24 protein-coding genes are annotated in these 23,024 nt (G+C 67.9%); 9 read left to right on the top strand and 15 right to left on the bottom strand.

All coding sequences use genetic code 11. The features are described from left to right. Positions 1–7: 7 nt before the first annotated feature. The 7 genes from ABE463_RS04390 to ABE463_RS04360 form a co-directional block, all read right to left on the bottom strand. The gene (locus ABE463_RS04390; protein ID WP_346467377.1) at positions 8–802 is read right to left on the bottom strand and encodes a thymidylate synthase; all 795 of its coding nucleotides are present in this window, start codon (positions 800–802) and stop codon (positions 8–10) included. After that, positions 799–1,689, bottom strand: coding sequence for a prolipoprotein diacylglyceryl transferase (gene lgt / locus ABE463_RS04385; RefSeq protein ID WP_346467376.1), 891 nt, complete (start codon positions 1,687–1,689; stop codon positions 799–801). The genes ABE463_RS04390 and lgt overlap by 4 nt, the downstream gene beginning before the upstream one ends. Positions 1,690–1,773: 84 nt before the next feature. Then, on the bottom strand, positions 1,774–2,262 hold the full coding sequence (locus ABE463_RS04380) for a TPM domain-containing protein (protein ID WP_346467375.1): 489 nt from the start codon (positions 2,260–2,262) through the stop codon (positions 1,774–1,776). Further along, complete coding sequence (locus ABE463_RS04375) at positions 2,262–3,152, bottom strand: TPM domain-containing protein (RefSeq protein ID WP_346467414.1); 891 nt, start codon at positions 3,150–3,152, stop codon at positions 2,262–2,264. The genes ABE463_RS04380 and ABE463_RS04375 overlap by 1 nt, the downstream gene beginning before the upstream one ends. A 10-nt stretch (positions 3,153–3,162) precedes the next feature. After that, positions 3,163–3,816 carry a LemA family protein gene (locus ABE463_RS04370; protein ID WP_346467374.1) on the bottom strand — a complete coding sequence of 218 codons (654 nt, stop codon included), beginning with the start codon at positions 3,814–3,816 and terminating at the stop codon, positions 3,163–3,165. A 112-nt stretch (positions 3,817–3,928) separates the two neighbouring features. Then, entirely contained in the window at positions 3,929–4,678 is a 750-nt protein-coding gene (locus tag ABE463_RS04365) for a TerC family protein (RefSeq protein ID WP_123728386.1), read from the bottom strand. A 54-nt stretch (positions 4,679–4,732) separates the two neighbouring features. After that, the gene (locus tag ABE463_RS04360; protein WP_019182439.1) at positions 4,733–5,113 is read right to left on the bottom strand and encodes a diacylglycerol kinase; all 381 of its coding nucleotides are present in this window, start codon (positions 5,111–5,113) and stop codon (positions 4,733–4,735) included. A 232-nt stretch (positions 5,114–5,345) separates the two neighbouring features. On the opposite strand from ABE463_RS04360, the gene ABE463_RS04355 reads away from it, so the two are divergent. After that, the gene (locus ABE463_RS04355; RefSeq protein ID WP_346467373.1) at positions 5,346–6,050 is read left to right on the top strand and encodes an SGNH/GDSL hydrolase family protein; all 705 of its coding nucleotides are present in this window, start codon (positions 5,346–5,348) and stop codon (positions 6,048–6,050) included. A 31-nt stretch (positions 6,051–6,081) separates the two neighbouring features. Here the strand turns inward: ABE463_RS04355 and ABE463_RS04350 are convergent, their stop codons facing one another. From ABE463_RS04350 to ABE463_RS04340, 3 genes are all read right to left on the bottom strand, one after another. Beyond that, entirely contained in the window at positions 6,082–7,353 is a 1,272-nt protein-coding gene (locus ABE463_RS04350; RefSeq protein ID WP_346467372.1) for a HAMP domain-containing sensor histidine kinase, read from the bottom strand. 168 nt (positions 7,354–7,521) lie between these two features. Beyond that, positions 7,522–8,235, bottom strand: a complete 714-nt coding sequence (locus ABE463_RS04345; RefSeq protein WP_019182442.1) for a response regulator transcription factor — start codon at positions 8,233–8,235, stop codon at positions 7,522–7,524. A 77-nt stretch (positions 8,236–8,312) separates the two neighbouring features. Continuing rightward, the gene (locus tag ABE463_RS04340; protein ID WP_346467371.1) at positions 8,313–8,963 is read right to left on the bottom strand and encodes an arylesterase; all 651 of its coding nucleotides are present in this window, start codon (positions 8,961–8,963) and stop codon (positions 8,313–8,315) included. A gap of 120 nt (positions 8,964–9,083) precedes the next feature. Between ABE463_RS04340 and ABE463_RS04335 the strand changes: the two genes are divergently transcribed. Together ABE463_RS04335 and ABE463_RS04330 are read left to right on the top strand one after the other, a co-directional pair. Then, entirely contained in the window at positions 9,084–9,686 is a 603-nt protein-coding gene (locus tag ABE463_RS04335; RefSeq protein ID WP_259261869.1) for an ABC transporter ATP-binding protein, read from the top strand. Continuing rightward, the gene (locus ABE463_RS04330; RefSeq protein WP_346467370.1) at positions 9,683–12,169 is read left to right on the top strand and encodes an FtsX-like permease family protein; all 2,487 of its coding nucleotides are present in this window, start codon (positions 9,683–9,685) and stop codon (positions 12,167–12,169) included. Before ABE463_RS04335 ends, ABE463_RS04330 begins: the two co-directional genes overlap by 4 nt. A 307-nt stretch (positions 12,170–12,476) precedes the next feature. Here ABE463_RS04330 and ABE463_RS04325 read toward each other — a convergent pair whose 3' ends face one another. The 4 genes from ABE463_RS04325 to ABE463_RS04310 all read right to left on the bottom strand — a co-directional run bounded on the left by ABE463_RS04325 (position 12,477) and on the right by ABE463_RS04310 (position 15,607). Next, positions 12,477–13,418: a DUF6607 family protein gene (locus tag ABE463_RS04325; RefSeq protein ID WP_346467369.1), complete on the bottom strand. Its 942-nt coding sequence runs from the start codon at positions 13,416–13,418 to the stop codon at positions 12,477–12,479. Continuing rightward, positions 13,418–14,008 (bottom strand): Hemin transport protein, encoded by a 591-nt coding sequence (locus tag ABE463_RS04320; protein WP_259261866.1) that lies wholly within the window; start codon positions 14,006–14,008, stop codon positions 13,418–13,420. The genes ABE463_RS04325 and ABE463_RS04320 overlap by 1 nt, the downstream gene beginning before the upstream one ends. Positions 14,009–14,117: 109 nt before the next feature. Beyond that, positions 14,118–14,315, bottom strand: a complete 198-nt coding sequence (locus tag ABE463_RS04315; protein ID WP_019182448.1) for a hemin uptake protein HemP — start codon at positions 14,313–14,315, stop codon at positions 14,118–14,120. A gap of 323 nt (positions 14,316–14,638) precedes the next feature. Then, positions 14,639–15,607, bottom strand: coding sequence for an aldo/keto reductase (locus ABE463_RS04310; protein WP_346467368.1), 969 nt, complete (start codon positions 15,605–15,607; stop codon positions 14,639–14,641). Between the two features lie 251 nt (positions 15,608–15,858). On the opposite strand from ABE463_RS04310, the gene ABE463_RS04305 reads away from it, so the two are divergent. Then, positions 15,859–17,157: a nucleoside transporter C-terminal domain-containing protein gene (locus ABE463_RS04305; protein ID WP_121042760.1), complete on the top strand. Its 1,299-nt coding sequence runs from the start codon at positions 15,859–15,861 to the stop codon at positions 17,155–17,157. Between the two features lie 26 nt (positions 17,158–17,183). Next, positions 17,184–18,149: a ribokinase gene (locus tag ABE463_RS04300; protein WP_259261864.1), complete on the top strand. Its 966-nt coding sequence runs from the start codon at positions 17,184–17,186 to the stop codon at positions 18,147–18,149. A 397-nt stretch (positions 18,150–18,546) separates the two neighbouring features. Here ABE463_RS04300 and ABE463_RS04295 read toward each other — a convergent pair whose 3' ends face one another. Next, complete coding sequence (locus ABE463_RS04295; RefSeq protein ID WP_346467367.1) at positions 18,547–19,149, bottom strand: hypothetical protein; 603 nt, start codon at positions 19,147–19,149, stop codon at positions 18,547–18,549. Between the two features lie 172 nt (positions 19,150–19,321). On the opposite strand from ABE463_RS04295, the gene ABE463_RS04290 reads away from it, so the two are divergent. Genes ABE463_RS04290 through ABE463_RS04275 form a run of 4 tightly spaced genes read left to right on the top strand, consistent with a single transcriptional unit; the run spans position 19,322 to position 22,862 of the window. Then, positions 19,322–20,140, top strand: a complete 819-nt coding sequence (locus tag ABE463_RS04290; RefSeq protein WP_346467366.1) for a hypothetical protein — start codon at positions 19,322–19,324, stop codon at positions 20,138–20,140. Positions 20,141–20,191: 51 nt separating this feature from the next. Then, positions 20,192–20,767 carry a hypothetical protein gene (locus ABE463_RS04285; RefSeq protein ID WP_346467365.1) on the top strand — a complete coding sequence of 192 codons (576 nt, stop codon included), beginning with the start codon at positions 20,192–20,194 and terminating at the stop codon, positions 20,765–20,767. Beyond that, positions 20,764–22,101: a YcaO-like family protein gene (locus ABE463_RS04280; protein ID WP_346467364.1), complete on the top strand. Its 1,338-nt coding sequence runs from the start codon at positions 20,764–20,766 to the stop codon at positions 22,099–22,101. The genes ABE463_RS04285 and ABE463_RS04280 overlap by 4 nt, the downstream gene beginning before the upstream one ends. 14 nt (positions 22,102–22,115) lie before the next feature. After that, complete coding sequence (locus ABE463_RS04275; RefSeq protein ID WP_346467363.1) at positions 22,116–22,862, top strand: SagB/ThcOx family dehydrogenase; 747 nt, start codon at positions 22,116–22,118, stop codon at positions 22,860–22,862. The last annotated feature ends 162 nt before the right edge of the window (positions 22,863–23,024 follow it).

The following is a 23,024-nucleotide window of genomic DNA, read 5'->3' as shown; positions in this document are numbered from 1 at the left end:
GTGCTGCTCACACCGCCACCGGGGCCTTGATCGCCGGGTGCGGGTCGTAGCCATCGATGCGGATGTCATCGAACTGGAACCCGAACAGATCGGTCACCTCGGGGTTCAACCACAGTGTCGGCAGCGCGCGCGGCTCACGGGCGAGCTGTTCGCGGGCCTGCTCGACGTGGTTCGAGTACAGGTGCGCATCACCCAGGGTGTGCACGAAATCGCCGACGCCCAGCCCGGTCGCCTGCGCCACCATGTGGGTCAGCAGCGCGTAGCTGGCGATGTTGAACGGCACGCCGAGGAAGATGTCGCCACTGCGCTGATACAGCTGGCAGCTGAGCTTGCCGTCCACTACATAGAACTGGAACAGGTTGTGGCACGGCATCAACGCCATCTGCGACAGCTCGCCCACGTTCCAGGCGCTGACCACCAGCCGGCGCGAATCCGGGTTGCGCTTGATCTCGTCCACCAGCCACTGCATCTGGTCGATCGCCCCGCCATCGGCGGTGGCCCAGCTGCGCCACTGCTTGCCGTAGATCGGGCCGAGGTCGCCGTTGGCATCGGCCCACTCGTCCCAGATCCGCACCTGGTTGTCCTTGAGGTACCCGATGTTGGTATCGCCTTTCAGGAACCACAGCAGCTCGTGGATGATCGAGCGCAGGTGCAGTTTCTTGGTAGTGACCAGCGGGAAGCCGTCATTGAGGTTGAAGCGCATCTGCCAACCGAACACGCTGCGCGTGCCGGTGCCGGTGCGGTCGGATTTCTCCGTGCCGTGCTCCAGCACATGTGCGAGCAGATCGAGATAGGTCTTCATGCCTTGGCGCCTTCAGGGGCGACCGGCAGCACCGGCTGCAGGACCGGTGCGCGACGCGACAGCACCAGCAGGACCAGACCAAAGGCCACCAGCGGCAGGCTGAGCAGCTGGCCACGGGTGAACCAGTCGAAGGCGAGGTAGACGCCATTGTCCGGCATGCGCACGAACTCCACCGCGAAGCGGAAGATGCCGTACATCAGTGCGAACAGGCCGGCGATCACGTAGCGGTGGCGCGGCTTGGCCGACACCGCCCACAGCACGAGGAACATCACCAGGCCTTCCAGCAGCGCTTCATACAGCTGCGAGGGATGGCGGGCGTACTGGTTCAACGCGCCGGTGGCGAACTCGGCCTTGAGCGTGGCCAGATCCAGCCCGTTCAACGGCGCCGGCAGGCCGCTCGGGAACACCACGCCCCAGCTGCCGCCGGTGTACTTGCCCCACAGCTCGGCGCCGATGAAGTTGCCGATGCGCCCGAAGCCCAGGCCCAACGGGACCAGCGGGGCGACGAAATCGAGGGTGTCGAACAGATGCAGGCGATGCTTGCGCGACCACCACCACGCGGCGAGCAGCACGCCGAGCAGGCCACCGTGGAAGCTCATGCCGCCGTCCCACACCTTGAACAGCAGCAGCGGGTTGTGCAGGAATTCCGAGGTCGCGTAGAACAGCATGTAGCCCACGCGGCCACCGACGACCACGCCGAGCATCGCGTAGAACAGCAGATCGGAGAAGCCGTTGGCATCGACCCCGGGCAGGCGCCCTTCCGCGATCCGTTTGCGCCCCAGCCACCAGGCGGCGGTGAAGCCGAGCAGGTACATGATGCCGTACCAATGCACCTTGATCGGCCCGAGCGAGATGGCGATGGGGTCGATATCGTGGAAATAGATCATGAAGGGCGCCTTGCAGGGATACCGATATTCTAGCGCCGCGCGGGAGCGGCCTCACGGCGGCCCCGATCGCGCGATTGCCGGGCTTCAGCCCAGCATCTGCGGCGTGTCCGGCAGGCCGTCATCGTGTGACCCCGGAACCGGCGGATAGTGCCTGGCCAGCAGGTCCGAGACCTCCTCGATCGCCAGCAGAACGGCATCCTGCAGAGCGCCCTCACGCAGCCGCTGCTGCATGTGCGCGCAGATGGCCTGCCACTGCGCCTCGCCGATGTGCCCGCGCAGGCCGCGGTCGGCGACCAGCTCGATGGCGTGGTCGGCCAGCAGCAGGTAGATCAGCACGCCGTTGTTGTGTTCGGTATCCCAGGTGCGCAGCTGGGCGAAGGCCTGCTCTGCACGCTGGCGGGGACTCACGCCCTGCCACAACGCGAGCAGTGGCAGGTCCGCCTCGACCGCGAACATCACCTGCCCGCCATGCCGGCGCTCACCGGCGGTGATCGCCTCGGTGATGGCCTGCAACCGCGCCGGCGGGAAGGCGCGCGCCATCGACGGCGAGAAAAGGTGTCGCCACCAACGCATCACCAGCCTCCCGAGGCGCCACCGCCCCCTGATCGTCCACCGCCACCGCCCCAGCCGCCTCCACCGCCGCCGAAGCCACCGCCTCCGCCAAAGCCACCGCCGCCCCATCCGCCCCCGCCCCACCCGCTGTTGCGGGCGAACCGGCCGACCTTGCCCGAAGACAGGCCGACGAACAGGCCGATCAGCCCGGCCAGACCGCTGGCCAGCCACAGCGAGGTGAACAGGAAGGCGACCGCCGCCGCGCCACCGCCGCCCAGCAGCGCACGCACCGGCCGCGGCAACCAGCCGAGGATGGCGCGCAGGAAACTGCCGACGAAGAAGCCGATCACCAGGGCGAACGTCCAGCCGTCGCCATCGGGGTTGCGGGTGGCGCGGTGGGTGCTGACCGGGGCGGGCAACGCTTCGCCGTCGATCAGCTTGACCAGCGCGGCGCTGGCGTCGGTGAGGCCACCGGCGTAGTCATTGGTGCGGAACCGCGGGGCCAGGTATTCCTGGATCACCCGATTGGCGATCGCATCCGGGATCGCGCCTTCCAGGCCGTAGCCCGGCTCGATGCGAACCCGCCGATCGTCCTTGGCCACCACCAGCAGCACGCCGTCATCCACGCCCTTGCGGCCGATGGACCACTGCTCGAACACGCGCTGGGTGTACTGCTCGATGGTTTCCGGCGCGGTGGTCGGCACCATCAGGATCTGCAGCTGGCTGCCCTTGCGCTGCTGCAAGGCCAACGCCTGCGCCTCCAGCGCCTGGATCTGCGCGGCATCCAGGGTGCCGGTCGTGTCGACCACCGGCGAGGACATCGCCGGGATCGCCGCCTGCGTCTGCGCCAAGGCAGGCAACGCCAGCGCCAGCGCCAGGCAGAACAGCAGCAGGCAGCGCAGCAGGCGCATGGTCACGGGCTCAGTTCGCCGGCTGCGGCTGCTGCTGCTGCGGCTGCGGCGCCTGTGGTGCAGGTGCCGGGGCCGGTGGCTGCGAACCGAACTTGACCGCCGGCGGCTGCGAGATCTGCGCTTCGTTCTCCACCGTGAAGTTCGGCTTGGTCGCATAGCCGAACAGCTTGGCGGTGATCACCTGCGGGAACTGGCGGATGTAGGTGTTGTAGTCCTGCACCATCTGGATATAGCGGCCGCGCGCCACGGTGATGCGGTTCTCGGTGCCTTCCAGCTGCGCCTGCAGATCGCGGAAGCCCTGGTCGGACTTCAGGTTCGGGTAGTTCTCGGTGACCACCAGCAGGCGTGACAGCGCACCGCTCAGCTCGCCCTGGGCCTGTTGGAACTGCTTGAGGGAGTCGGCATCGTCGGCGTTGACGTTGACCTGCCCCACGCGCGCACGGGCGTTGGTGACATCGGTCAGGACCTGGCGTTCCTGGTTGGCATAGCCTTCCACGGTCTGCACCAGGTTGGGGATCAGATCGGCGCGGCGCTTGTACTGGTTGAGCACCTCGGCCCAACCGGCCTTGACCTGCTCATCCTTCTGCTGGATGGCGTTGTAGCCACAACCGGACAACAGCGAGGCCAGCACGGCCAGGCACAACAAACGGGAGAACGATCGCATGGCCGGCTCCGGATCTCGATGAACGGGATCCGGAGCATGCCACGTCTGCAGTAAAGCCGGCGTAACCAGCCACGCCCCCTGAGTCAGGGGGCTGCCGCTTCCCCCTACCTTCTTACCAGTTGCCAGCACCCGGCACGTGGTGGGCCACGGCGCGGCGGCGCATCAGCAGGTTCAGCCACTCCACCAGCACCGAGAAGCCCATCGCGGCGTAGATGTAGGGCTTGGGCACATGCACATCCAGGCCATCGAGGATCAGCACCGCGCCGATCAGCAGGATGAAGGCCAGGGCCAGCATCTTCACGGTCGGGTTGGCGTCGATGAAGCGGCCCAGCGGGTTGGCGGCCAGCAGCATCACCGCGACCGAGAGCAGGATCGCGGCGACCATCACCGGCACATGTTCGGCAATGCCGACGGCGGTGATCACCGAGTCCAGCGAGAACACGATGTCGATGATGGCGATCTGCGCGATGACCATGCCGAACACGGCAGAGGCCTTGGTGGTGGTCGGATCTTCGTCCTCACCGCCGGTGATCAGCTCGCGGATTTCCATGCCGCCCTTGATGATCAGGAACAGGCCACCGACGATCAGCACCAGGTCGCGGATCGAGATGCCCATTCCGGCCACCGTGAACAGGTTGGCCTGCATGTGCGCCAGGTAGGCCAGCGAGACCAGCAGCAGGATGCGGGTGATGCAGGCCACGGCGATGCCGAGTTTGCGCGCGAACGGGCGGCGCGCTTCGGGCAGCTTGCTCACCGCGATCGATATGAACACCAGATTGTCGATGCCCAGCACGATTTCCAGTGCGCTCAGCGTCAGAAGGGTCAACCAGACATTGGGGTCGGACAACAGCTCAAGAAACATGGACTTCCATCCTTACAGGGGGGATGACGCGGGTGAGGCGTCAGAAGTGTTACGTCAGAAGATCTGCGGCAACAGGATCAGGACCCAGCACACCAGTACGTTCATCATCAGCACGAACACGGCGGCCGAGCCCATGTCCTTGGCACGACCGGCCAGCTCGTGGAACTCCGCGCCGTAGCGTTCGATCACCGCCTCGATCGCCGAGTTGGCCAGTTCCATGGCCAGCACCAGCAGCACCGAACCGATCATCAGCGCACGCTCCACCGGGGTCTGGCCGAGCCAGAGTGCCAGCGGGGCGAGCACGATCAGCAGGTAGACCTCCAGCCGGAACGAGGACTCATGCAGCCAGGCGGCACGCAGCCCCTGCCACGACCAGACCGCCGCCTTGAAGATGCGCTTGGGGCCGCGCGGCAGGTGCCCGATTTCATCCGCCATGGGCAATCACCCCGGTCGGCAACGCGGGCCGGAACGGCAGGAACAGCACACGGCAGACAGTCATGGGCATCGCTGAATGGGGCAGGCAATCGCGCATTTTGCCATAAGCCGGCCGGGGCATTGTCGAAGGCGGCCAACGCCCGCCTGTGGTAAAGCGCGGTCCGGCGGCAACTCCTATGATGACTGCCTACCCGTCCGGGTGCCTTCGGGTACCCCACCACAGGAGTCGTCCATGCTGCACCGCCGTGCCCGCCCTCTTCTGCTCGCCCTTGCCCTTGGCGCCGCCCTGCCTGCCCTGGGCACCCCGGCCCCCGCCGCGCCGCAGGTACCCGACCAGGTCTCCAACGTGGCCTGGGCCGGCGACATGGCGCAGTTCGCGGCCCAGGACGCGGTCACCCCGCCGCCGCGCGGCGGCATCGAGTTCATCGGCAGCTCCTCGATCCGCATGTGGGAGGGCCTGGCCACCGATTTCCCGGGCCAGCCGGTGTTCAACCGCGGCTTCGGCGGCTCGGAAGTGCGCGACAGCACCTGGTATGCCGACCGCATCGTGATCCCGTATGCGCCATGCAAGGTGTTCTTCTACGCCGGCGACAACGACCTCAACAGCGGCCGCAGCCCTGCCCAGGTGCGCGATGACGTGGTGGCCTTCGTCAAGCGCGTGCACCGCGACCTGCCCAAGACCACGGTGGAGATCATCTCGATCAAACCCAGCCCGTCGCGCGCGAACTTGCTGCCGGCGGTGGTGGAAGCCAACGGGCTGATCAAGGCCGCGCTGACCACGCTGCCCAACACCGGCTACACCGACGTCTACACGCCGATGCTCGGTGCCGATGGCCAGCCGCGTGCCGCGCTGTTCCTCGAGGACATGCTGCACATGACGCCCGAAGGGTATGCGATCTGGCGCACGGCGCTCGCGCCCAAGGTGCAGTGCGACTGAGCCAATCGGGGAGGCGCAGCGCCTCCCCGACTCAACGGTAGTGGATCGTGGCCTGGGTGCCCTGCCCGGGCTCACTGGTCAGGCCGATCTTCCAGCCGAAGCGGTCACACAGCCGGCGTACGATCGACAGCCCCAGCCCGGTCCCTTGCGGGCGGCTGGGCTCAGCGCGGTAGAACGGCTCGAAGGCGCGGCCCAGCGCTTCGGCGGACATGCCGATGCCGGTATCGCGCACGACCACGCGATCTTCCCCGACCTCCACGTCGATCCGGCCCTCGTCGGTATAGCTGCACGCGTTGCGCAGCAGATTGCTGATCACCACCTGCAACACCCGCGGCGGTGCGTGCAGCATCACCGGTCCGCTGCTGTGCAGATGGATCTCCACGGGCCGCCCGGCGATCAGCTCGCGGGCATTGTCCACCTCGTGGCGGACGATCTCGTTGACGTCGAACAGCTCGATCTGCGGCTCGACATCGGCCTCGCGGGCAAGGATCAGGAAGGCATCGATCACCGCTTCCATGTCGCGCCCGGCGCGCTGGATGCGCTGCAGGCCGCGGCGCAGGCGCGGGGTGATGTCCTGGTCGCCCAGCGCCATGTCGCTGGCCACGCGGATCACGGTCAGCGGGGTGCGCAGCTCGTGGCTGGCATCGCGGGTGAAGTTGCGCTCGCGCGCGACGTGCGCGGTGACCTTGGCGGCCAGCGAGTGCAGCGCGGCGGCCAGCTGACGGGTCTCGCCCTGCATGTCGGCCGGCAGCTTGGCCGGCGCCAGGTCGGCCGCTTCCGGGTGCCCCGGGTCCCAGCGCGAGACACGGCGGGCCAGCCAGTTGACCGGCGACACCAGACGTTTGGAGGCGCGGTAGGTGATCCACGAGGCGCCATAGACCGCCAGCAGGGTCAGCAGCACCGGCACCACGCCGAACCAGAACGCCAGCATTTCCGCACGCGAACGCAGGAACACCAGGTACAGGCGACCTTCCGGCCGCGCATCGACCAGCACCAGCTGGTCGTCGTCCTTGAGCTCATGGAAGCCGGGGGGGAGCGTGCGCAGGTTGGCCGGCAGGCTCAGCGGGGACTGCCCGGTCTCAAGCAGATAGCCGCGGATGTTCTGGGTATTGGGCGGTGGCTGCACCGGCGAGGCCTCGTGCAGTTGCCAGTAGTACCCGGCCTCTTCCTGCAGCGCGCTGCTGACCAGGCTGTGCTTGATCACCAACGACACCAGCCACGCACCCAGCAGGATGCCCAGGCTGGCGAGCACGGCTTGGAGGATGAAGACGATGCGGATCTTGCGCGGCAGACCGTGCGGCATTACGGGGTCCAGGGCGGTTCGCGGCGATTATAGGAAAGCTTGCCGTGAGTCCATCGTGCAAACCATGACAACGGCCCGGCAGATGCCGGGCCGTCATGCTCCAGAGGGTACCGGAGGATCGGATCGCTCATGCCGCCCGCAGGCGGCCGAGCGGCGATCGACCGCCCATCAGCTCATCGGCTGGGCGATATCGGCAATGCGGTAACCGGCGCTCTGCACGGTATGCAGCAGCGGGCGATCAAACGGCTTGTCGATGATCTTGCGCAGGTTGTACAGATGGCTGCGCAGGGTGTCCGAGTCGGGCAGGCCATTGCCCCAGATCTCGCGTTCGATTTCCTGGCGGGTCACCACACGCGGCGATTCGCGCATGAGGATCGTCAGCAGGCGCAGGCCGATCGGCGAGAGCTGCAGTTCGGTCCCGGCACGGGTGGCGCGCATGCTGACCGGATCGAGCACGAGGTCGGCGACCTTGAGCACTTCCGAGCCGACCTGGCGACGCTCGCGGCGGATCAGCGCGCGCAGGCGGGCTTCCAGTTCCTGGATCGCGAACGGCTTGGTCAGGTAGTCATCGGCGCCGAACCCCAGGCCGGTGAGCTTGTCGTCCAGCGTGTCGCGCGCGGTCAGCATCAGCACCGGCGTGGACTTGCGGGCGTCGTTGCGCAGGCGGCGACAGACTTCGATGCCGTCCAGACGCGGCAGCATCAGATCGAGCACGACCACGTCGTAGCTGTTCTCGGCCGCCAGACGATAACCGTCCAGCCCATCCTGGGCGTAGTCGACTTCGAAGCCGCGCCCTTCCAGGTACTCGCCGATCATCTCGGAAATATTACGGTTGTCTTCGACCACCAGCACCAGGCCGGAGGTCTCCTTTGTCTGACGCATGGGATTCCCTCTTTCTTCAGCTTTGTGAAACATGCCGCATCGTCAGTGGACGCGGTGTGAAGTTCCTCACACACCGATCAAAGCAGGGGTTTGAGCAGCGGCCAGACGTTGTCCAGCACCTGCGGCTGCGCAGCTGCGGTGGGGTGCAGCCCGTCGGCCTGCATCAGATTCGGCTTCAAGGCCACCCCCTCAAGCAGGAACGGCAGCAGCGGCACGTCGTACTGTTTGGCCAGCTCGGCATAGGTCTGGCGCAGGCGCTGGCGGTAGGCCGGGCCATAGTTGGGCGGCACGTCGATGCCCAGCAGCAGCACCTTGGCGTCCGCCTTCTGGCTGGCGACGATCATCTTTTCCAGATTGCCGCGCAGTTGCGCCGGGGTCAGCCCGCGCAGCGCATCGTTGCCGCCCAGTTCGATCACCACCACGGACGGCCGGTGCTTTTCCAGCAGGTCCGGCAGGCGGGTCAGCGCGCCGGCGGTGGTTTCGCCGCTGATGCTGGCATTGATGATCGCCGGCGGCGCCTTGATCTGTTGTTTGACCCGCTGCTGAAGCAGGTTTACCCAGCCCGACGCGGCCGGGATATTGTGGGCGGCACTGAGGCTGTCGCCGACCACCAGCACCGCCGCACGGGTGTCCGGACCTTTGGCACAGGCCAGCATCGGCATCAGCAGCAACCCTGCCAGCAGCCAGCCCATCGAGGCCACGCGGCCCTTTCCACTTGCTTGGTTCATTGGAGAATCCTCATCGACAGCCTGTCCCCCCGCAGCGCGCCCGTCGCCATCGCCGCCCACAACGTGGGCAAGTCTGCACGTGGCCCGGAGGGTGAAGTCCACATACTGGACAACATTGACATGACCGTCCATGAAGGCGAGAGCGTGGCCATCGTCGGCGCTTCAGGTTCGGGCAAGACCACCCTGCTCGGCCTGCTCGCCGGACTGGACCTGCCCAGCCACGGCACCATCGCGCTGGCCGGTGCCGAGCTCAACACGCTCGATGAGGAAGCCCGCGCGCAGCTGCGCGCACGCGAGGTCGGCTTCGTGTTCCAGAGCTTCCACCTGCTGCCGGCACTGACCGCCGAAGAGAACATCGCGCTGCCGCTGGAACTGGCCGGCCGCGAAGATCCCGCGCGGGTGCGCGAGGTGCTGGAACAGGTCGGCCTGGGCCATCGTGCACGTCACTACCCGCGCCAGCTTTCCGGTGGCGAGCAGCAGCGTGTCGCACTCGCGCGTGCGTTCGTGGCGCGGCCGCGCATCCTGTTCGCCGATGAGCCGACCGGCAGCCTGGACCAGACCACCGGGCAGCAGATCAGCGACCTGTTGTTCGCGCTCAACGCCACCAGCGATACCACCCTGGTGCTGGTCACCCATGACCTGCGCCTGGCGCAGCGCTGCGAGCGTATCTACCAGCTCGACGGTGGCCGCCTGGCCGACACCGTTGCCGGCGCAGGCGCATGAACGTCGTGCGCCACGCGGCGCGTGCGCTGCGCCGCGAGTTCCTGGCCGGCGATCTGCTGACCGTGTTTGCCGCACTGGTGTTGGGCGTGGCGGTGATGACCGCGGTCGGCACCCTGGTCAACCGGGTGACCCTGGCACTGACCGGCAGCGCGGCGGAGATGCTCGGCGGTGATCTGGGCCTGAGCGGGCGCGAGGATATCGCGCAGACCTTCGCCGATGCCGCGCGCGAGCGCGGCCTGGCCAACACGCGCATGGTCAGCTTCCCCAGCGTGCTGTTCCATGGCGATGACAGCCAGATGGCCAATATCAAGGCGGTTGCCGATGGCTATCCGCTGCGTGGCGAACTGCGGGTCAGCCGCACGCTGCATGACAGCGCCAGCGAGACCGCAGGAACACCACCGCCAGGCGAAGCGTATGCCGATCCGCGGCTGATGCAGGCGCTTGGCCTGCAGGTGGGCGATGCACTGGAATTCGGCGCGGGCACGTTGACCGTGACCCGCGTGTTGCAGGCCGAGCCGGATACCTCCGGTGAGCTGATGCAGTTGTCGCCGCCGCTGCTGGTGAACCGCATCGATGTGGATCGCGCCGGCCTGCTCGGGCCGGGCAGCCGGGCTTCCTATCGGATGATGTTCGCCGGTGAGCCGGCGCAGATCGCCGCCTTCCGCGAGTGGCTGACGCCGCAGGCCAAGGGCTATCGCATCGTGGGGATCGACGATACCCAGCGCGGCGTGCGCGGCGCGTTCGATCTGGCCGGACGTTTCCTGTCGTTGGCCGCGCTGCTGGCGGTGTTGCTGGCCGGTGTCGCCACCGCGTTGGCCGCCAACCGCTTCGCGATGCGACGCATCGATCAGGTCGCGATCCTGCGCTGTCTGGGCGCGCGCCAGCGCGACATCCTCACCGCGATGGCGCTGCAGCTGGTGATGCTGGCGGTGCCGGCCTGCCTGGTCGGCATCGGCCTGGGCATGGCCGCGCAGGCCGGGCTGGTGCAGGCGCTGGGTGGCCTGATTCCGAATCGCCTGCCGCTGCCGCAGGCCACACCGGCGCTGAGTGGTGCGGGCATCGGCCTGGTGCTGCTGCTGGGCTTTGGCCTGCCGCCGCTGCTGCGCCTGCGCAGCGTGCCGCCGATGCGCGTGCTCAACCGCAGCTTCGCCGCGCTGCCGCCAAGTTCGATGCTGGTCTATGCCGCTGCGCTGGCCGCGACCGTCGCGCTGACCGTGCAGGCCACCGGCGATGTAAAGCTGGCCGCGTGGGTGCTGGGCGGGCTGGCCGCGCTGGCGGCGCTGGCCGGCGCGCTCGGTGCCCTGCTGCTGTGGCTGCTGCGCGGGCTGCAGCCGCGCCTGCGCGGACGCTGGAAGCTGGGGCTGGCCTCGTTGACGCGACGCCGCGGGCTGGCGGTGATGCAGCTGGTCGGCCTGTCGCTGTCGCTGTGTTCGCTGCTGCTGCTGTCGGTGATCGGTCCGGGGCTGCTGGCGCAGTGGCGCGATCGCTTGCCGACCGATACACCGAACTACTTCCTGATGAACATCCAGCCCGAGCAGCGCGATGCCGTGCTGGCCACGCTGGGTGGGCTGGGCGTGGCATCACCGGGCATCGAGCCGTTCAGTACCGGCCGCCTGCTGGCGGTCAATGATCGGCCGCCGCAGCGGCAGATGCGCGAGGACAACAGCAACGAGGATGACGATGCCAACCGGCCGGTCAATTTCTCGTGGCGGCATGATTTCCCGCCGGCCAATACGCTGCTCAGCGGGACGTTCTGGAAGGCCGGCAGCACGGCGGCGGAGGCCTCGATCGAGCAGGGCTGGGCCGAGCGCTACGGGATGACGCTGGGCGACACGGTGACGCTGCAGATGGGCGATCAGGAGCGCAGTTTCACGATCACCAGCATCCGCAAGGCGGACTGGGATTCGTTCCGGGTCAACTTCTTCCTGCTGCTCAACGAAGGCGCGGTTGCCGATGCGCCGTACAACCTGATCACCGCCTTCCATCTGCCACGCGCGCAGGCAACGGCGCTGGCTGGGCTGACGCGGGAGTACCCGAACATTTCACTGTTGGATATCGACGGCATCCTGGAGCGGGTGCGCGAGGTGGTGGATCGGGTGAGCCAGGCGGTGCAGCTGGTGATGGGGTTCAGTCTGCTGGCCGGGCTGCTGGTGCTGCTGGCGGCGTTGCAGGCCACCGCCGGTGAGCGGCGCTACGACAGTGCGGTGCTGCGTACGCTGGGGGCGACGCGCCGTCAGCTGCGCGGTGCGGTGCTGGTGGAGTTCGGGGCGCTGGGCGTGTTGTCAGCGTTGTTGGCGGTGGGTGCGGCGGCGCTGCTGGGCACGGTGGTGGCGCGGCAGGTGTTCGAGTTGACGCTGAGTCCGCCGTGGGGGCCGTTGTTGGTGGGCGGTGCGTTGGGTGTGCTGTTGAGCATGCTGGCCGGCTGGTGGGGCACGCGGCGGATTCTGCATACGCCGCCGGCGTTGGCGCTTCGGGAGGCGTGAGTTTGGGGCGCCGTTGCATTGAAAGCGAAAGCGAAAGCGACGGCGTCCATGTGTCCACTGTCTGAAGGCTGGCGGGTAGCCCTGCCCAGGACGCGCCGTAAACCCATCCCTGGGGGCTCGTGGGCGCCATCCTTGGCGCCCTGACGGTCCTGGGCAGGGCTACCCGCCATCCTTCTCGAGGGATGGCCTTGGGCGGATGGGAGAGCGGCGGGTCTACCGTTGGACTCGAGTTGGTACAACCATCGATGAGGCAATGTGCTGCTTCGAGGTTTGGCGATGGACGCGTGCGCTACCGATGGCGTCGGTGTCAGCGCGCGCTTTCTGGCGGTGCTTTTTCTACCCACTGCTGGAAGACGGCGTCGATCTCGGTGTCCACCACGGTCTTGCCGTCCTGGATGTCCTGGGCCTGGGTGAACAGCGGGATGATCATGGCCATGCCGTCGGGTTTGGTTTTCAGGTGCACGCCCGGTGCCTGCCCGAGGAAGTCGTCCCAGCGCTGGCGCACCTTCGCCCAGTAACCCGCGGTGGCGGTCCAGTAGGCGTAGGCGGGGGTGAAGTCCACCTCGGTGGTTTTGTTGTACTCGTTGAAGCCGAATTCGCGCGCGATCGGTGTCTGCGTGCCGTCGGGGCGCCGCTGGATCTTGGTGTTGAACTGCTCGTGGGTCCAACCGTTGGGTGTGCGCGTGTGCCGGTTGACTACGGCCAGGACGTTGTAGTCGCTGCGGCGGGTGTATTCGCGGCGCGGCAGGGGACGCCAGCTCAGGTCGCTGGTCCATTCGGCGATGCCGTTGTCGTAGCGCCAGGCGCCGGTGCCGCAGTAGCGCGGTGCGTCGCTGACTTCGTAGACGCATTGGGTCCAGGCGCCGGTGGTGAGCGCCGTGGGAATCGGACGCACGTGCCAGGTCTGGTCGGCTGTGAATTCGAATCGGGTCGGTGCCTGGTAGACCCAGTCCTGGCGCCAGTGCTTGGTGACGTGGCCACTCTTGGCGTCGACCAGCAGGTGCTGCAAGACCACCCGCTTCGGGGTGTCTTCGACCACGATCACCACTTCGTTGCCACCGGTGCGTACGGCCGGGGCACGTTCGTAGCCGGGGGTGAGCAGGACGGTTTCGTCAAAGGCGAAATCGACGATGTATTCGCCCTGCATGGCCAGGATGCTGGCGCGGTCGCGTGCGGGGTCGGCCGGTGTGGCATGCGCACTGGCGGTGAGCGCGAGCAGCAGCCCTGCCAAGGCGAGCGAGTGCGTCATTACAGCTGGATCACCGGCATACCGTCTGCCGTCCACGGTCCGCTGCGGCGGGCCGCGCTGGCGCAGCAGCAGTCGTCGACCCAGAGCTCGCCTTCGGCACCTTCAACGTTGCCGATCCGGCGCGCGGTGGTGGCGCCCAGGGACGACAACGAGGCCAGGCTGGCGGCCAGTTCGCGGCCTTCGCCGACCTGCAGGCGCAGCGCGCACATGCGCCATGCGTCGTTGCCCAGGCGCACGGCGAGGCGCCGCCACAGGCGTTCGGCGACCCCGGCGTCGGTGACCGGTTCGGGCCGTGCGGGGAAGGCGGACACCAGCCGATCCCAGGCGAGGAAGTCGCTGTCGGGCAGCAGGTACAGCCGCCAGCAGCAGCGGCCGCGGGCGTCGACGAAGCACAGGCTTTCGCGGATGCCTTCACTGTCCATGCCCTGGCAGGCATGCGCGGAGACGGCGTGCTTCCAGCCACCGAGTTCGCTGCTGTCCGGACGGTACAGGCACAGCACGGTACCCAGCGAGGCCAGTTGCGCGGCCGATGGCAGGCCGGCGATGGGATGGCGGCCCGGTGGGCGGCCGACGGAAAGGGCACGGCTCATGGCGGTCTACCTGCAATCGGCGGTTGCGGGGGGAGACCCTCGACCCACGCCGTGGACCGGAGCCGACGGCGGAGTGTCGAGGGGGAGAGAGCTGGGGAAGGAAAGGCCGTTACTTGGTCAGGATCAGCTTGTCGTTGCTGGTATGACGCAGGCGATAGAAACGATCGCCGTGCTGGATCAGGATTTCGCGGCGCCCCTTGAGCAGGGCTTCGCTGTCGATCACTTCTTCCGGCGGGACCACGCGGACCGGACGGTCGCGGAGGGTCAGCGTTTCGGGGCGCAGCAGTACAGCAGCTTGAGTGTTCATCGTCTGGACTCGTTGCGAGGGGCGAGTCAAATGATAATGATTCTCAGTTGACAATCAACAACCATTCTCACTTTGATAGATGGCATTAATGATCGAATTATAAAATTCAATAGCCTCAGTCAATCGCGCTCTGTGTGTGGTCGCCCGTCGCGTGAGCTGCAGAGCCGGCCCGCGGCCGGCACTACCGTGGAGGGACGGCGCCTGTTCCAGGCGCCCTGCTCCGTTCTGCCAAGCATCCGAGCTCTGCTCGTCCCGTTCCATCTCCCGCCATACCATCGGTAGTGCCGGCCGCTGGCCGGCTCCCCGAATCCCGACACGCGCGATCAGGCAAACACCGCTTCCACCTGCTGCCACACGCTTTCATCAAGCTGCTCGAACAGCGCCAGCGCGCCCAGGTTCTCTTCCAGCTGGCTGACCCGGCTGGCACCGAGGATCACGCTGGAGACATTCGGGTTGCGCAGGCACCAGGCGATCGCCAGCTGTGCCGGGGAGACGCCCAGCTGCGCGGCCAATGCGGTGTAGCGCCGCACCCGCTCGATGCGGTCGCTGCCGTCGTCCAGCACCTGCGACTTCAGCCAGCCCAGCTGGTCCTGGCCCAGCCGGGACTGCGGGTCCACGCCGGCGTTGTACTTGCCGGTCAGCAGGCCCGAGGCCAGCGGCGACCAGATGGTGGTGCCCAGGCCGGCCTCGGCATACAGCGGCGCGTACTCGCGTTCCACCCGCTCGCGGTGCAGCAGGTTGTACTGCGGCTGCTCCATCGAGGGCGCATGCAGGTTGCGCGCGCGGGCGATGTCCACCGCCTCCTGGATCTGCGCGGCCGACCACTCCGAGGTCCCCCAGTACAGCACCTTGCCCTGGCGGATCAGGGTGTCCATGGCCTGCACGGTCTCGGCGATGGGGGTGTCCGGATCCGGGCGATGGCAATAGTAAAGGTCCAGATACTCCACCCGCAGGCGCTTGAGCGCGGCGTGGCAGGCGTCGGTGACATGCTTTCGCGACAGGCCGTGCTGGGTCGGGCGCGGGTCGTCGACGGCGCCGAAGAACACCTTGCTGGAGACGCAGAAGCCATCGCGCGGCAGGCGCAGGTCGGCGATCACATCGCCCATCACCTGCTCGGCGCGGCCACGGGCGTAGCCCTCGGCGTTGTCGAAGAAGTTGACCCCGGCATCCCAGGCGGTGGCGATCAGCTTGCGGGCCTCATCGCGGCCGATCTGGTCGCCGAAGGTCACCCAGGCCCCGAAGGACAGGGCCGAGAGCTTCAGACCGGTGGAGCCGAGACGGCGATAGAGCATGTGGTTCTCCTGCTGCGGGCCCGCGACCGGGCCGGATCGATGCGGTAAGTGTAGAGCGGGGCGGCGCAGTTCCGCGCGGCTGGCCGCGGCGGCGGTCTCACGGCCCGTGACACGCCGCACGGAAACCGGGCCATGCCTTGCCGATACAGGCCCGATCACGACCGATCGGCTCGCAGACGCTGCTTTTCCTTGCCCCGCCCTTGCCGCTGCTCTAGGCTTCCCGTTTTTCGCGGCGCCCCAAGGGAAGTCTCATGGTCGAAGGTTTGGGCAGGATTGGCTTCGGCCTGTTCGGGTTGGCAGTGCTGATCGGCATTGCCTGGTTGTTCTCGAACAACAAGCGGGCTGTCGACTGGCGCCTGGTCGTCACCGGTATCGCACTGCAGATCGCCTTCGCGGCGGTGGTGCTGCTGGTCCCGGGTGGCCGCGATGTGTTCGACGCGCTGGGCAAGGGCTTCGTCAAGATCCTGGAGTTCGTCAACGCCGGCTCCGGCTTCATCTTCGGCAGCCTGATGGACACCAGCCAGTTCGGTTTCATCTTCGCCTTCCAGGTGCTGCCGACCATCATCTTCTTCTCGGCGCTGATGGGGGTCATGTACCACCTCAACGTGATGCAGATGATCGTGCGCGGCATGGCATGGGCGATCACCAAGATCATGCGCGTGTCCGGCGCCGAAACCACCAGCGTCTGCGCGAGCGTCTTCATCGGCCAGACCGAAGCCCCGCTGACGGTGCGTCCGTACATCGCCAAGATGACCCAGTCCGAGCTGATCACCATGATGATCGGCGGCATGGCGCACATCGCCGGCGGCGTGCTGGCCGCGTACGTGGGCATGCTCGGTGCCGGTGATCCGGTAGAACAGGCCTTCTACGCCAAGCATCTGCTCGCCGCGAGCATCATGGCCGCCCCGGCGACCCTGGTGGTGGCCAAGCTGCTGGTGCCCGAGACCGGCACCCCGCTGACCCGCGGCACGGTCAAGATGGAAGTGGAGAAGACCTCCAGCAACATCATCGACGCTGCCGCAGCCGGTGCGGGCGATGGCTTGAAGCTGGCGCTGAACATCGGTGCGATGCTGCTGGCCTTCATCGCCCTGATCGCCCTGATCAACGCCCCGCTGACCTGGCTGGGTGACATCACCGGCCTGGCCGCGCTCATCGGCCGCCCGACCGACCTGTCCACCCTGTTCGGCTTCCTGCTGGCCCCGATCGCCTGGGTGATCGGTACCCCGTGGGCCGATGCCACCACCGTGGGCTCGCTGATCGGCCAGAAGGTCGTGATCAACGAGTTCGTGGCGTATTCGGAACTGGCCAAGATCATCCGAGGCGAGGTGCCGGGCACGGTGCTTTCCGCCGAAGGCCGCCTGGTCGCCACCTACGCGCTGTGCGGTTTTGCCAACTTCAGCTCCATCGCGATCCAGATCGGTGGTATTGGTGGTCTGGCGCCGGAGCGTCGCCACGATCTGGCCAAGTTCGGCCTGCGTGCGGTGCTCGGCGGTACCATTGCCACCTTCATGACGGCGACCATCGCCGGCGTGCTGACGCATTTCAGCTGATATCCGTTCTTTGAGAAACAGTCTTTATGAGTAGCAGTGTCGTCGTAATCGGTTCCTTCAATGTGGATCATGTCTGGCGTTGTGAGTCGCTCCCGGCCCCGGGCGCGACCATTGCCGGCCGCTACAGCACCGGTCCCGGCGGCAAGGGCTTCAACCAGGCCGTGGCCGCCCGCCGTGCCGGCGCGCCGACCACGTTCCTGTGCGCGCTGGGCAATGACGCCGGCGGTGCGATGGCCCGCGGCCTGGCCGAGCAGGATGGCTTTGCGCTGACCGCCGAGGCCAGCAGCGAGCCGACCGGCACCGGCGGCATCTATGTCGACAGCCGCGGCCGCAACACCATCGTGATCGGCCCGGGCGCCAACGCCGCGTTGAGCCTGGACTTCGTCGAACAGCAGCGCGCGCTGTTGGCCGGCGCCAAGGTGGTGCTGGCGCAGCTGGAATCGCCGGTGGAAACCATCGAGGCGGCGCTGGCGATCGCACGTGAGGCCGGTGCCACCACCGTGCTCAACGTGGCGCCCGCCGATGCCCCCTCCAGCATCGGCCTGCTCAAGCTGGCCGATGTGCTGACCCCGAACGAGACCGAGTTCGCTGCCCTGCTCGGCCGTCATGTCGGCGAGCGCGTGGATGCCAACGACGTCGCCGCGCTGGACGGCGCCAGCCTGCATGCGCTGTGCCGCAAGCTGGTCGGCAACGGCACCGTGGTGGTGACCCTGGGCTCGGTCGGTGTGTTCGTGTCGCACGCCGAAGAAAACCTGCGTGGCGATACCCAGCCGTACTACCGCGTCGGCGCCGAGCAGGTGCAGGTGCTGGACACGACCGGTGCGGGCGATGCGTTCAACGGTGCGCTGGTGGCCTCGATCGCGCAGGACCCGGAGGCGGCGTTTGCCCGCCACGTGCGTTTCGCCAATCAGTTCGCCGGTCGTTCGACCGAGAAGGAAGGCGCCGCCGCGGCGATGCCGCACTTCACCCCGGGTGATGCCGAGAACAAGTAAGCGTCTCCGGTGTGGATACCAAGAGGCCAGCGTTCGCGCTGGCCTTTTTTTTGGTTTTTCTCCTGCTTGCATGGAATGCAGGAAGCGACCTCTGGGCCTTTCAATGCGCGGCGGCCGGGTGGTTGAGCGCTGGGGCGCGATGCCCTTGCCGGCGAATGCCCCCCGGCGTCGGCCTGCGGCCGCCACCTCCTCCTTGATTTCGCCCACAAGGGCATCGCACCCCACGTGTCCAGACTACTGGCGCCGTATGGAAAGCACCGGTTTCCCTTCTGCCTACCGCGAGCCGGAGCCCCGTAGCGGCCGGTAGGCTCCTGGGCAAAATCAAGGAGGAGGCCGTCGCCGCGAGGCGGCGGCCGGGGGACATTTGCCAAGGGGCCTGCCGGTCGCTACGGGGCCCTCACGCTCGCGGTAGACCACGTGGCAACAGCACGCAGTGCGTGATCCACAGCGCCAGCGCACCGACCAACAGCCCGGCAAGCACATCCAGCAGATCGTGCTGCCAAGTAGTGAGCGTCGAGACCAGGATCAGCCCACAGGCGCCATGCCACAGCCAGCGCACCGCTGCCGCATTCGCCTGCAGCGACTGCCGCCATGTCTGCCAGACCACCACCAATACCGCAGCGTGCAGCGACGGCGCCATGTTGAAGGGCGCTTCGAACGCGCGCAGTTGTGCGAACAGCAGGCCGCTCGCGCCCTCCGGCTGCGGCAGCTCACGCACGTTGCCGGTCGGCCAGCACACAAAGGCGAGCATGCAGGCGGCCTGCACCAGCGCGATGGCCAGCGCATGGCGGCGCAAGGCGGATCGGGTCGGGCAGAGGAAGAACGTCAGCGGGTACAGCAGGTTCAGCGCCAGGTACGGCCAGATCGACCACGCCCAGAACGGGATCGCTTCGTCCCAGCGACCGTGCAGGCTGTAGGTGTGCGCCTGGCTGGCCGCCCAGTGGTTCGTCCAACTGTAGCCATGGATGAACATCGCACCGAGCAGCAGCATCCACAGCATCGCCTCGCGCCAGGGCGGCTGGGGGACGGACGCATTGGCAACAGGCGGCGTGGGCACGCGCGCACCGTAGCAGAACGTGGCCCGCCTGTTTGCCGCTATCCTTGCGGTTTCGCGGATACACGGACTGTACGCAGTGGCAGCAGCAGGCAGTCAGGAACACACAGGTGCGCACGTGGGCGAACCGCGCTGGACGCGCAATCCGGCATGGGCGCTGTTTTCGCAGACCCATGCGCAGCGCCAGCTGTTGCTGGTGTCCGGTGGCGCCGACGAACTGTATGTGGTCGATGAGGCCGATACCCCGACGATCATCGAACGGATCCTCGGCCACTGGGAAAAAGACACGCTGGCGATCCTGCAGGACGATGCCGAGTGCGGCCCGGCGGTCCGCCAGTTGATACGTCTCGGTGTGCTGGTGCCGCTGCGCGCCGCGCGCAGAGTGACGCGCTACGCTCTCGACTGGCTCGGCGAACCGCTGCCCGGGTTGGCCGACGCCTTCGACCAGCATGCCGGCGCGGATCTACAGCGCGTCGATACGGTCGCCGATGCCGACCTCCTCGTGCTGGTCCGGCACGGGCTGGGCTGGGAACAGGCCTTGGCCCGCTACCGCACGCAGATGCCGACACAACCGCATCTGCTGCTCGACCTCAGCTATCACCACACGCTTGCGCTGGGCCCCTATGTGGTGCCCGGCCAGAGCGCCTGTGTGTATTGCCTGGGCAACCGGGTGCTACGCCGCTGGGGCGAAGCACCCGTGCCGGCGATGCCGGCGGTCGCAGCGCAACCGGCACGGATCGCGGCGCTGGTCGCGCCGTTGCTGGATCAGCCGCCGCTGTTGCTGGGCTATCTCGAACGCAGCGTCTGGCTCGACCTGCATCGCCTGCACGGCGAGCGCGACCGGGTGCCGCGGCTGCCGTGGTGCCCCGCCTGCCAGGGCGGCGAGGCGTCGCTGCCGCCACCGCTGTCCTTGCCTTGGGACACCGGGCGCCCGTGATAATGTGCGCCACGCGCCGGGCGTTTCCGCCCCGGTCAATGGAGTGACCTCATGTATCGCCTGCCGACCCAGTTCGATGCCAGTGCTTCACGCCAAGACCTTGCCGCGGCAGGCGGCGGCTCGACGTCGACCACCTGCAGTTCCTGCATCGTCACGCTGCTCGGCACCTCCGTGCTGTCGGCGGTGGTGCTTGGCAAGCTGGACCCCGTAACGCCTGCCGCCGTCAGCAGCGACGCACACGCCACGGTCGCCAGCGTCGACACCCGTACGGACCTCCACCCCCAGCCACCTGCGTTGCCGCAGGCGCCGATCAGCGCTGCGACGCCGGATCGTTCGGAGACACCTGTCGCTGTCGTGCCGGTGGCCGGATTGAGCCGCACCAGTCGGGTGTTGCTGGGGCTGTTCGCCTTGCCGCTGGCCGCGATCGGCGGCGGCATTTTCGGCACCGCCAACCCGATATTCGGCCTGTTCGTCGCCGTCGGGCTGTATGTCGGGATTTACGCCCTCGTCTACGAGCGCTCGGGGCGTTCGCTCGGGCGCGGCATCGGCATCGGCATCGCCCTGCTGCTGGGCCTGTTCGCCGTCGGCGCCTTCGAGATGATGCTCTGGCTGAGCGTGATGAAATGAGCCGCGCCGCCGTGCAGGCGGCGCAGCCGGAAACGCCCACGCTGTCCTCGCACCTGCTGCATGGCGCGGCGCGTGCGCGCTGTGGTCTGGTACGCCCGGCGCAGCCGATCGAGGCCAGTCCCTGCGATGCAACCGGGCCGTTGTTCGACGGACGGCGCGTGCACAACGCCGCCACCCCGGCCGATCCGGCCAATCCCTGGCAGGGGGTGTCAGGCGCGGTCGCCCTGGATGCCGAGGCGGCCGCCGATGGCGCGGTCGCCGAGGCACTGGAGCGGCTGGCGGCGGCGCAGGCGAGCGTGGAGGTGCGTCGGCGTGATGCGCTGACACCCGCACACCGCCTGGACGAATCGGCCTTCGCCCTGTTCTCGGCACGCCAACGCGCCACGCCCGGCTTCCCGTGGCCGATGCCCGAACGCGATGACGATCTGTTCGCGGCGGTGCACGCGTTGGATGACAACCGCATGGTCTGGGTGCCGCAGGAACTGGTCGGACTGGGGCCGCGCCGTGGCCTGGCGCGTTTGCCGTCCACGTCCAGTGGGCTGGCGGCGTGGCGCGATGGCCGCGATGGCGCCTGGCTGGCGCTGTTGCGGGCCGCCCAGGAGCTGCTGGAGCGCGATGCACTGGCGGTGACATGGCTCAATGGCGTGGCCGGCCGGCGGATCGCGTTGCCGCCGCAATGGCACGCCCATGTGGACGCGCGCGGCGGTGAACTGCAGGCCTTCGACCTGACCCAGCACTGGAACCCGCACCCGGTGATCGCGGTCGCGGGCAGCATCCCGTTCGAAGGCCGCCCCCGCCACGTGCTGGGCATCGCCTGCCGCGCCGATCCGGGCGAGGCGCTGCACAAGGCGCTGCTGGAATGGCAACAGGCGCTGACCTTTGCCGCGCATCTGTGTGGCCGCGAAAGCGCCCGGTTGCCGCGCGATCCGGCAGCACTGCGCAGTTTCGATGAACATGCCGCGTTCTACACCCTGCGCCCGGAGCTATGGCCGCAGCTGCCGTTGCTCGGGGAGGCGGGCCACAGCACCTTGCAGTTGCCCCTGCCGGGCGCGGCGATCCCGCCCGCCGCACCGCGCGCCATCGCCGAGCTCGATCAGCTGCGGCGCCGGCTGGGCAGTGCCGGCATCGCGCTGTACTACCGCGAGTTGACCACCGCCGATGTCGCCGCAGCCGGGCTGCGGGTGATGCGGGTGCTGTCGCCGCAGCTCAGCGGCCTGCACGCCGACGAGCGTGCACCGTTCCTCGGCGGCCGTTGCCAGGACGTGGCCTGGCGATATCCCGGCGTGCCGCACCGCGGCGCGTTTCCCAATCCCTTCCCGCATCCATTGGGCTGATCCCCGAGGACCGCATGCCGTCACCGCCTTCCCCCTGGGACGATGCCCCCCTGTTCCATCTGTTCTGGCACAACGGCGAACTCACGCCTGCGCGCGCGGAGGTGATGCGTACGCGCATCGCCGAGGATGCCGCGCGTGCCTGGTCGCCGCCGCGGCCGTTGCATGCAGCCGCCGGCATCGCTCTGCCGGACCCGGTGCTCCCCGGTGACGCTCTGGCACAGCGCCACAGTGGCCGCCGCTTCGGTGACGCGCGCTGGGGCGCCAAGGAGCTGGGCCGTGTGCTGGCCCCGCTGCGGGCACGGCCCGGCGACAGTGACACGCGGCGCCTGCCGTCCGGTGGGGCCAAGTACCCGATCCAGGCCTATGCCGCGCTGTACGGCAGCGACGATGCGATCGCCGCAGAGCCAGGCATCCATTGGTACGACCCGCGTGAACATGCGCTGGTGCCGGTGGCGCCCTGCCCCGCATGGCCGACGCTGGCCAAGCTGCTCGGCGTGGATTGGCCCGAGCGCCCGGCGGCCGTGCTGTTCCTGATCGCCGAACCGGCTGGGACGCTGGCCAAATACGGCGAGCGCGGTGGCCGCTTCGTGTTGATCGAGGCCGGGGTCTGGCTGGGGGCGCTGGGGCAGGAAGTGGCAGCGATGAACGCCGCCGGCTGCGCGATCGGCTCGTTCGACGACGCCGCTGTGCTGGCCCTGCTCGGGCTCGACCGGCAGCGGCATCTGGCGGTGTTGGCCTATGCGTGTGGTCCGGCGCCGTGAACAACCGCCGGTGTCGCAACGCCGGCTGCGCAGGGCGTAACTGCCCAGCATCCCCGGCCGTTGGGGACGACGGAAGCAATCGTCAAGCATATGCTCATGACCGGAGCGCATCAGGGCCTTCCAGATCGGCCTGAACGGGTGACGGTACCTGCGTGGTTGCCG

This window comes from Stenotrophomonas sp. TWI819 (assembly GCF_039673075.1).
GTDB classification, from domain to species: domain Bacteria; phylum Pseudomonadota; class Gammaproteobacteria; order Xanthomonadales; family Xanthomonadaceae; genus Stenotrophomonas; species Stenotrophomonas rhizophila_B.
This window is presented reverse-complemented; position numbering and strand designations above follow the sequence as displayed.

Bases quoted from the DNA above. Each gene is read 5' to 3' on its own strand.
- ABE463_RS04380 (WP_346467375.1), bottom strand. From the start codon at position 2,262: ATGCGTTGGTGGCGACACCTTTTCTCGCCGTCGATGGCGCGCGCCTTC.
- ABE463_RS04350 (WP_346467372.1), bottom strand. From the start codon at position 7,353: ATGCCGCACGGTCTGCCGCGCAAGATCCGCATCGTCTTCATCCTCCAA.
- ABE463_RS04360 (WP_019182439.1), bottom strand. From the start codon at position 5,113: ATGGCGGATGAAATCGGGCACCTGCCGCGCGGCCCCAAGCGCATCTTC.
- ABE463_RS04310 (WP_346467368.1), bottom strand. From the start codon at position 15,607: ATGCTCTATCGCCGTCTCGGCTCCACCGGTCTGAAGCTCTCGGCCCTG.
- ABE463_RS04280 (WP_346467364.1), top strand. From the start codon at position 20,764: ATGAGCCGCGCCGCCGTGCAGGCGGCGCAGCCGGAAACGCCCACGCTG.
- ABE463_RS04370 (WP_346467374.1), bottom strand. From the start codon at position 3,816: ATGCGATCGTTCTCCCGTTTGTTGTGCCTGGCCGTGCTGGCCTCGCTG.
- ABE463_RS04315 (WP_019182448.1), bottom strand. From the start codon at position 14,315: ATGAACACTCAAGCTGCTGTACTGCTGCGCCCCGAAACGCTGACCCTC.
- ABE463_RS04300 (WP_259261864.1), top strand. From the start codon at position 17,184: ATGAGTAGCAGTGTCGTCGTAATCGGTTCCTTCAATGTGGATCATGTC.
- lgt (WP_346467376.1), bottom strand. From the start codon at position 1,689: ATGATCTATTTCCACGATATCGACCCCATCGCCATCTCGCTCGGGCCG.
- ABE463_RS04325 (WP_346467369.1), bottom strand. From the start codon at position 13,418: ATGACGCACTCGCTCGCCTTGGCAGGGCTGCTGCTCGCGCTCACCGCC.
- ABE463_RS04335 (WP_259261869.1), top strand. From the start codon at position 9,084: ATGACCGTCCATGAAGGCGAGAGCGTGGCCATCGTCGGCGCTTCAGGT.
- ABE463_RS04320 (WP_259261866.1), bottom strand. From the start codon at position 14,008: ATGAGCCGTGCCCTTTCCGTCGGCCGCCCACCGGGCCGCCATCCCATC.
- ABE463_RS04355 (WP_346467373.1), top strand. From the start codon at position 5,346: ATGCTGCACCGCCGTGCCCGCCCTCTTCTGCTCGCCCTTGCCCTTGGC.
- ABE463_RS04390 (WP_346467377.1), bottom strand. From the start codon at position 802: ATGAAGACCTATCTCGATCTGCTCGCACATGTGCTGGAGCACGGCACG.
- ABE463_RS04365 (WP_123728386.1), bottom strand. From the start codon at position 4,678: ATGTTTCTTGAGCTGTTGTCCGACCCCAATGTCTGGTTGACCCTTCTG.
- ABE463_RS04330 (WP_346467370.1), top strand. From the start codon at position 9,683: ATGAACGTCGTGCGCCACGCGGCGCGTGCGCTGCGCCGCGAGTTCCTG.
- ABE463_RS04345 (WP_019182442.1), bottom strand. From the start codon at position 8,235: ATGCGTCAGACAAAGGAGACCTCCGGCCTGGTGCTGGTGGTCGAAGAC.
- ABE463_RS04305 (WP_121042760.1), top strand. From the start codon at position 15,859: ATGGTCGAAGGTTTGGGCAGGATTGGCTTCGGCCTGTTCGGGTTGGCA.
- ABE463_RS04340 (WP_346467371.1), bottom strand. From the start codon at position 8,963: ATGAACCAAGCAAGTGGAAAGGGCCGCGTGGCCTCGATGGGCTGGCTG.
- ABE463_RS04275 (WP_346467363.1), top strand. From the start codon at position 22,116: ATGCCGTCACCGCCTTCCCCCTGGGACGATGCCCCCCTGTTCCATCTG.
- ABE463_RS04375 (WP_346467414.1), bottom strand. From the start codon at position 3,152: ATGCGCCTGCTGCGCTGCCTGCTGCTGTTCTGCCTGGCGCTGGCGCTG.
- ABE463_RS04285 (WP_346467365.1), top strand. From the start codon at position 20,192: ATGTATCGCCTGCCGACCCAGTTCGATGCCAGTGCTTCACGCCAAGAC.
- ABE463_RS04295 (WP_346467367.1), bottom strand. From the start codon at position 19,149: ATGCTGTGGATGCTGCTGCTCGGTGCGATGTTCATCCATGGCTACAGT.